This window comes from candidate division KSB1 bacterium (genome assembly GCA_034505495.1).
Lineage (GTDB): Bacteria > Zhuqueibacterota > Zhuqueibacteria > Residuimicrobiales > Krinioviventaceae > Fontimicrobium_A.
Genome location: JAPDQV010000070.1, coordinates 1 through 8,141 on the forward strand (window position 1 = coordinate 1; position 8,141 = coordinate 8,141).

An 8,141-nucleotide genomic window follows, 5' to 3' on the forward strand; every position below is an offset into this window, starting at 1 on the left:
CGGAGTCAAAGTGGTCATCAACGCCGACGCCCATCACATTCAGCATCTCGGCTACATGGCGCTAGGCGTGGGCACGGCGCGGCGCGGTTGGGCAAAAAAGAGCGACGTGCTGAACACCCTGTCGGCTGACGAACTGAAAGCCTGGCGCCGGAAACGTATACAGACGAGGCTCTAAGTTGAGTCGTCACGGCAGACGAAGGGGCAGCTATTGGCGGGCCTCGCGCACCCCTTTTTACGGCATCGTCATGACGCTACCGCTTTTGCTGCTCTATGAGGGGCTGTTGATCTATTTGACCTTTCGTCAAGGCGAAGCGTTCCGCAACGCGGCGGATATTTGGATCAAAACAGCCATCGAACGGCTCGGAATTCACGGGCAGATTACCTTTTCCATCCTTCTCCTGCTGCTTTTGATCTGGGCCTTTGTGTCGATGGTCAGACAAAATCTTGACCTGAATTGGCAGATTCTCCTGCCGGCGGCGGCGGAGAGCTGCTTCTACGCTCTGGCTTTGGCATTTTTAGTCTCACGCTTTACAAATTGGGCACTGCTGCATTTGATGATCGGCGGCGAGCGGGCAACCGATTTGGTGCTTGCTCTCGGCGCCGGTGTTTATGAAGAGCTGTTCTTTCGGGCATTCGGATACGGCATCCTCAGCGCCGTGATCCTGAGAGTCATTGGGCGGAAACCCAAGCGTTCGCGACGTCCGGTTGTGCCGCTGAAAAGGCTCGAATTCGAAGTCAGGCTCTTTATCGCCCTCATCACATCTTTACTTTTTTCCTGGCTGCACAATCCAAGCGGCTTTTCATTGACTGCCTACCAGCCTCTCTATCGCTTTGTGATGGGATTATTTTTTTGTATCTTGTACGAGTTTCGCGGTTTGGGCATTACCGTTTGGACGCACAGCTGGTACGACGTGTTTGTTATTCTGTTCGGAAATTCTAACTAAATGGCTCTTAAAGCAGCAGCAAGGGCGTTTGCGGCAATTGTTTTGTCGGCGGGCGCCGCTTTCGTTTATTTAACGGCGTGGCCGCCGCATTGTAAAAACTCGGAGCAGGCGGTCATCACCATTCGCTGGGGCACTTCGCTTCGCTCGGCCGCTGAGCAACTGGAAGATGAAGGCGTTATCCGCAGCGCCGAACAATTTCTCTTGACGGCTAAACTGCTGGGCAAAAGCCGCAGCCTGCGGGTGGGAAGATTCATGCTTCCAAAAGGGTGCTCAAACTATGCGGTTTTGCGGGCACTGCTTTACGGACCGCAGCAATTGATCGAATTGACGCTGCCGGAAGGCTATGACAGCCGACGCTATGCCGGCATGATCGCCCGCAGTCTGGATCTCGACTCGGCGCGCATCATGCAGTTGGTTCATGATCCGGCATTTATCGCGCAACTGGGCGTGAATTCGCCGTCTTTGGAAGGCTTTCTTTATCCCGAAACCTATCACTTGACCTACGGTCTCAAGGAGGAGCAGGTTCTGTCGATTTTGGTCGATCAGTTCAAGAAGCGCATCGACGAAGCGCTGCGCAAGGAGGCCGAGGCTTCGCCGTTGGGATTTTACGGCTGCCTCATTCTTGCCTCGATCATCGAAGGCGAGGCTATGGTCGAGGAAGAAATGCCGATCATTTCCTCCGTCTACCACAACCGCTTGCGGCGCGGCATGCGGCTGCAGGCTGATCCGACGATTCAGTATCTTCTGCCCGACGGCCCGCGGCGTCTCTTGCTGAAAGATTTGGCCGTACCTTCACCCTATAACACCTATCTGCACGCCGGCTTGCCGCCGACGCCGATCAACAATCCGAGCCGCAAAGCCTTCGAAGCCGCCCTGCGGCCTGCCGATACCGATTATCTCTTTTTCGTCGCCGTCGGCGACGGACGTCATACCTTCAGCAAAACTTACAGCGGGCATTTGTCCGCCAAACGGGCATTCGACAAAGTTCGCCGCCAAGTGGAACGTGAGAAACGAAAGAAAGGATCATGACCAAACCCAAGACTCCAGAATGGCTGCTGAACGATCTGAACGACGAACAGCGGCGCGCCGTGCTGCATCTGGACGGGCCGGTGTTGATTTTAGCCGGTGCAGGCAGCGGCAAAACGCGCGTTCTCACCTACCGCATCGCCCATTTGCTGGCATCAGGCAAAGCGCGGCCTGCGCAAGTGATGGCGATGACCTTTACCAACAAAGCCGCCGGAGAAATGCGCGAGCGGGTGCATCGCCTAATCCCCGAGTCGATCGGCGAGATGTGGGTGGGCACCTTTCATTCGCTCTTTGCCCGCCTGCTTCGCCGCGAGGCCGACAAGATCGGCTATGCACACAATTTTTCCATCTACGACACCGAAGATCAAGCGGCGCTGATCAAAACGGTGATGGAAGAGCTGAACATCTCGACGCAGCACTATGCGCCGAAGATGATTCATTACCTGATCAGTCGCGCTAAAAACGGCATGGTTATGCCGGAAGAGTATGCCGCATCGGCGCAAAACCCCGTCGAAGAAGCGGCCGCCAAGGTCTATGCGGAATACAACCGCCGGTTGCGCCGCCTCAATGCCATGGATTTCGACGATCTGCTCATCAAGCCGCTCGAGCTCTTTCGTCTTTATCCGTTGATCAAAGAGTACTACCAGGATCGCTTTCGCTATTTGCTGGTGGATGAATATCAGGACACCAATCGGGCGCAGTATTGGGTGCTGCGCGAGTTGGCCGACAAATACCGCAACATTTGCGTGGTCGGTGACGACGATCAATCCATCTATCGCTGGCGCGGCGCCGAGCTGCGCAACATTTTGGGATTCGAGCAGGACTATCCCGAGTGCGCCAAATTTCGCTTGGAGCAAAACTACCGCTCCACGCCGCCCATTCTGGGACTGGCGCATTCCGTCGTTTCACGCAATACACAGCGGCATGAAAAAAGGTTGTGGACTGTGAAACAGGGCGGCGAGCCGGTCAGCCTCATCACGGTTTATGACGGTTATGAAGAGGCGAGGCTCATCGTCGACAAAATTACCGCAGAATTTCGCAAGGGCAGGCTGAAATTCGGCGACTTTGCCGTTCTCTACCGCATCAACGCCCAGTCGCGGCAATTGGAAGAAGTTTTGCGCGGTGAAGCCATTCCTTACGTCATCGTCGGCGGCATTAAATTCTACGAACGCAAAGAAGTCAAAGACGTCCTCGCCTATCTGCGGGCGATCGTTAATCCGGCCGACACGGTCAGCATCAAACGCATCATCAACACGCCGGCACGGGGTATCGGCGAGGCCACGATCGCCAAGATCGACGCCTTCGCCCGGCAGGCCGGCATCACCTTTCACGATGCTTTGGCGCAGGCGCAGCGTATTCCCGAGATTCAGCCGCGCACGGCGGAAAAGCTGACTGACTTTTACGATCTGCTCAGCCGCTATCGACAGCTGATCGACCAGGTGCCTCCCGGCGAACTGGCCTCTTCATTGGTCGAGGAGCTGCGCATTCTTCACCTGTTCAAGGAAGAAGGCACGATCGAGGCTGCAGCGCGGGCTGAAAACGTGCGCGAACTTCTTGCCGCCATCCACGAATTTACCGTCAAAAATCCAGGCATGGGATTGGAAGACTATATGCAGCAGGTGTCGCTGATTACCGACATCGATACGTGGAACGACCGAGCCGATGCCGTTACGTTGATGACGCTGCACGCCGCCAAAGGCCTCGAATTTCCGGTGGTTTTCATTACGGGACTGGAAGAGGGTCTTTTCCCCCTTTCGCGCAGCTTGAACGATCCTTATGATTTGGAGGAGGAACGGCGGTTGTTCTATGTCGGCGCAACTCGCGCAAAAGAAAAGCTTTACCTTTTATGGGCCAAGAATCGTCGACGTTACGGCGAGGGGGAGATGCAGAGCTACAAATCCCGCTTTCTCAAAGAGCTCGATCCGCAATATGTCGTCGAAGAGCTGAGCCCGACTCTTCAGCGGGCGGCTCGTTCCACACGTACCCTTGTCTATCCCGAAAACCGCATGCCGAGGTATGAAGAAGAGTCGCAGGAGCCTTTGGCTATTGCTCCGGGTACTCGCGTCCGCCACAACACGTTCGGTATCGGTACAGTCCGCGAAGTGCAGGCTTCGTCGGGCGGAGCGAAATTGCTCGTCTATTTCGAGCAGCACGGTCCTAAACGGCTGGTTCTGCCCTTTGCAAAATTGGAGATCCTATAGCATGAAATTTATGATTCGAATTATTTTGGGGCTTTGGGTTGTGAGTTCGGCCCTTTGGGCGCAGACTGCATTGCTGCAGGAGGAACTGGATTTTCGCTTTGCCGTCGAGCTGGAGAATAAGAAGCTTTACGACATTGCGGCGCTGCAGTTTGCGCGGTTATCAGAGACCTTTCCGGTTGGCGGCCGAGCGGCGGAAGCTCTGCTGCGCGCCGGACAAAATTATGAGCGGGCCGACAGCCTTGTGCGCGCCGCACAATGCTATCTCGGACTTTTGCTTAAATACCCGCAGTCGACATTTGTCGATCAGGCCCAGTTTGCTTTGGCGGGACTCAAAGCAAAAACCGGCAGTCCCATGGAGGCTGCCCTTGCCTTTGAGCGGGTACGGACTTTTAATGCCAAAAGCCCGCTGATTCCGCAGGCTCTGATCGAGGCGGCCAAACACTTTTATGCAGCAGGTGAGTACGGTCGCGCCGCCGATGCCGCGCTGGTGGTTCTCGATCAGTTCCCCACTCATCCTCTGCGGCTCGAAGCACGATTTTGGATCGCCAAGGTCAACGAGCAGAAACAGCAGTATGAAGAAGCTTTAAAGGCCCTGGACCGCATTACTGCCGAAACGCCTCAGGATGATCTGGCGGCGCGGGTTTATGACTTGAAGGTGCAGATCCTGCGCAAGACCGGCCGTTTTTCGCAAGCCGACAGCGTGCTGCAAAAGTTGATCAGCGGCAAATATGCCGGCGAGATCGTCGGCGCGGCGGCGGTCCAGCTCGGCGAAGCCCGCCTGCTGTTGCGCGAGTTCGCCGCCCTGGATAAGCTGATTGCCGAAGCGATGCCCAAAGTCGATGCAAGGCGCAAAGCGGATCTGTTGCTGCTGCAGGCCGACGCCTCTCTATTGCGCAACGAATACGCTCAAGCCCAGGCTTTGCTGGCACAGATTGATCCTGGCTTGTTGTCTCTGCCTAAATTTGCCTACTTTTACCGCTGTGCTTGGGCGGAAGAGCATCTTGGCCGCACGGATCGCGCGCGTTATTTTTTGCAGCAGGCCCTCCAAGATTCGATTGCGGATGAGAACCTTCGTGTTTTACTGCTTATTGACTCCTCCCGTCTGGCGGCTGCAGACGGCGAACCGGCTGCAGCTCTGCGCACTCTGCAGGAGGTGATCAGCCTCGCCAAGCGCGCGTCCGATCGGGTTCGCGCCCATTTTTTGGCGGCAGAGATTTCAGCGGAAAAACTGGACGATCTCGACGGAGCGCGCGGTCACTATCATGCCGTGCTCACGGAAAACCCCGAAACTGCCGCTGCTGCCGAAGCGCTGTTTCGCTTGGCACTGAATTATGCGCAGGATCATCAGCCGAGAGCCGCATATTCGGCGCTAAAACGCTATCTGAGCCGCTATCCGGCAGGAAAACAGCAGGAAACCTGCCGCAATCTGGCGGAATTGTATGCCTACTTGAGCGGCGAACGACCGCTGCCGATCAGCCTAGCTGCGCCCACCAACAGCCTTGTTCTGCAGGCGCAAATGGATCTGCTGCTCCGGGGTGATTACCCTCGAGCCTTTACAACCGCTCTTGCCGCTCTCCAGCGTGAAAAGACGACCGGACAAGCGCTCGATGCCTTTTATCACTTGGCGGCACTTTGCTGCTATGCCCAGATCGAATCGCCTTCAGCCAGGCGCGATGCCTTTGCCGCCCGCGACTCGCTGGCCGTCATTGCCGACAAAATGTCAAACGAGTTTCCGAACTCGGAGTTGACGGCGCAGGTGATCGATTGGCAAACGCGGATTCGTCTCAAGAACGCCGCCGGCATCGATCGCCGCAACATCCTGCTCGAGGCGGCTAAGAAGCTTCCTGCCGGTCATCCGCTGGCGGCACGTTTTCGATTGGACGCAGCGCAAATCAAAGAGCTTCCAGCCCAGGAAAGGCTGTCGCTGCTGCAGACTGTCGAAGCCCAGGAAAATACCGAGCTTCGGCCGCAAACTCTTTTACTGCGGGCAGAGCTCATATCACCTGCAAACCCGGATTCGGCGGCAGCGCTGCTCCGCCAAGTTGCAGCGCTCGACGATGCTGCTCTTCTTCCCGCCGCTCTTTTTCGACTGGCAGAGCTGGAGGAGCAGGGGGGCAGGGCGCAGCCGGCAAAAGAGCTCTATGAGCGCGTGATTCGTCGCTTTCCTTACACGGATTTTAGCGACCGCGCCGCCGTGCATCTCGTTCGCCTTTTGCTTGACGAGGGCAAGATTAAGGAAGCCGAAGAGTTGTCCGCACGATTCGAGGAGACATCCCTTCCCAAGGAGCTGCGACGCTTTCGGAACGATGAAGGAGGAGGGGAGATTCGCCGGCTTTGGGTGCAGCTGCAAAAGCGTCGCCTGCCGCCCCATGAGGCTTTGCCGATCGTTTTGGACTATTTGGCCGAGGGACGGGACGTCCCGAACCGAACTGAAGCGCTGTTGGCGGCCGGTGAGCTGATGGAGGCCATGGGCAAAGATGAATTGGCCTTTGGCTATTACGCCGAGGCCGCAGAAGCTGCGACCGACAGCCTCGGAAAACGCGCCCTTCTTAAAAGCGGCGAACTGGCCTTTGCCCAGGGCAACTATGAGGCGGCGCTGCAGTATTACCGCCGTTTGACCAACGTTTCAGAAGAACCTCTCAAGCGGGAGGCGTTGCTCAAGACGATCATCTGCGAGTATAGGCTGGGCAACCAAAGTCGCGCCGCGGCTCTGGAAAAAGATTTCAACAAGACCTACAAAGATCGCAATGCCGAGGCAAGATTGCTCTACGAAGCGGGATTGGCCGCTATGGGGCGCAAGGATTTCGATGCCGCGGAAAAAGCTTTCAAAAGCGCGGCAAAATATGAGGATGTGCCCGAAGGCGCCCGCGGTGAACTCGGTTTGGCGCAGCTCTATGTAATTCAAAACAAGACCGAAGAGGCGCTGAAGCGCCTGACGACCATTCCCGAAAAGTATAAAGATCCCGAGCTGAGCGCCACGGCATGGGTCAATTTGGCGAGCTTTTATTACACCAACCGCCAATTGGAAAGCGCGATCGGCGCGGCGACGAAGGTGTTGGATCTGCAGCCGCGCGGTCCGCTGCGCGCCCAAGCGCTGGATGTGTTGATCAATGCCTATGATGATCTCAATCTTCGCGACAAAGCCATTGCCTACGAGCGGGAATATCTCGATCTTTACCCTTATGCACCCGATGCCATGAACCGCCGCATTCGCATCGGCATCTTTCTTTATGGTCTAAAGGAATATGATCGCGCTATTAGTCACCTAAAAGAGCTGCGGTTTTTGGTCGACGGTGAAGCGGAAGCCGAGGTGCAGTATTGGATCGCCCGCTCTTACGCCGATGCCGGGTTTACCGAGAACGCCGTCATCGAATTCCTCAAAGTGCGCTATCAATGCAAACCGACCAAGCTTCCCTGGGGTGTGACGGCGCTTTACGAGGCTGGGCAGGGTTATCGCAAGCTCGGAAACTTGACCAAGGCTAAAGAGATGTTCGAGCAGGTGGTGCGCGAGCGCGGCATAACCGACAATATCGGCCGCGCTGCAGCGGCAAAGATTCAAGAGATCGAAGCGGAAGCCAAAAAGAGCCTATGAGCGAAGAAGATCTTCTCTGGGCTGCCCAGCCGCTCATCGACGCGGCGTTGCAGGAAGATTGGGGCGAGCGCGGCGACATTACCGGCAGGGCTGTCGGAAGCGACCGTCCGGCCGATGCCGTTATTTTAGCGAAACGGCCGGGGATTCTCTGCGGCTGCGCGATTGCCGCCCACGTTTTTCATCGAACCGATGCAACGCTGGTCGTCGAACGGGCGGCGGACGACGGCGAGCGCCTTGCGGTCGGTCAGGCAATCCTGCGGCTGCAGGGGTCGGCGCACTCGATCTTGGCTGCAGAACGTACGGCGCTCAACTTGTTGGGGCGTCTTTCCGGTATTGCCACGCTCACGCGCCGCTTTGTCGATGCGGTTCAAGGAACCT

General features: G+C 56.7%; 5 protein-coding genes. All 5 read left to right on the top strand.

Annotation, left to right across the window (positions count from 1 at the left end; genetic code table 11):
* Positions 1–176: 176 nt before the first annotated feature.
* On the top strand, positions 177–944 hold the full coding sequence (locus tag ONB24_15195) for a CPBP family intramembrane metalloprotease (GenBank protein ID MDZ7317456.1): 768 nt from the start codon (positions 177–179) through the stop codon (positions 942–944).
* The gene (mltG, locus tag ONB24_15200) at positions 945–1,973 is read left to right on the top strand and encodes an endolytic transglycosylase MltG (protein MDZ7317457.1); all 1,029 of its coding nucleotides are present in this window, start codon (positions 945–947) and stop codon (positions 1,971–1,973) included.
* Positions 1,970–4,171 carry a UvrD-helicase domain-containing protein gene (locus tag ONB24_15205; protein ID MDZ7317458.1) on the top strand — a complete coding sequence of 734 codons (2,202 nt, stop codon included), beginning with the start codon at positions 1,970–1,972 and terminating at the stop codon, positions 4,169–4,171. The genes mltG and ONB24_15205 overlap by 4 nt, the downstream gene beginning before the upstream one ends.
* Before the next feature lies 1 nt (position 4,172).
* The gene (locus ONB24_15210; GenBank protein ID MDZ7317459.1) at positions 4,173–7,763 is read left to right on the top strand and encodes a tetratricopeptide repeat protein; all 3,591 of its coding nucleotides are present in this window, start codon (positions 4,173–4,175) and stop codon (positions 7,761–7,763) included.
* Positions 7,760–8,141: nicotinate-nucleotide diphosphorylase (carboxylating) (locus ONB24_15215; GenBank protein ID MDZ7317460.1), on the top strand; the 382-nt coding region annotated here is incomplete at its 3' end. The genes ONB24_15210 and ONB24_15215, both read left to right, overlap by 4 nt.

Excerpts from the sequence above, each read along its gene's own strand:
- mltG (MDZ7317457.1), top strand. The coding sequence starts at position 945 with ATGGCTCTTAAAGCAGCAGCAAGGGCGTTTGCGGCAATTGTTTTGTCG.
- ONB24_15205 (MDZ7317458.1), top strand. The coding sequence starts at position 1,970 with ATGACCAAACCCAAGACTCCAGAATGGCTGCTGAACGATCTGAACGAC.
- ONB24_15210 (MDZ7317459.1), top strand. The coding sequence starts at position 4,173 with ATGAAATTTATGATTCGAATTATTTTGGGGCTTTGGGTTGTGAGTTCG.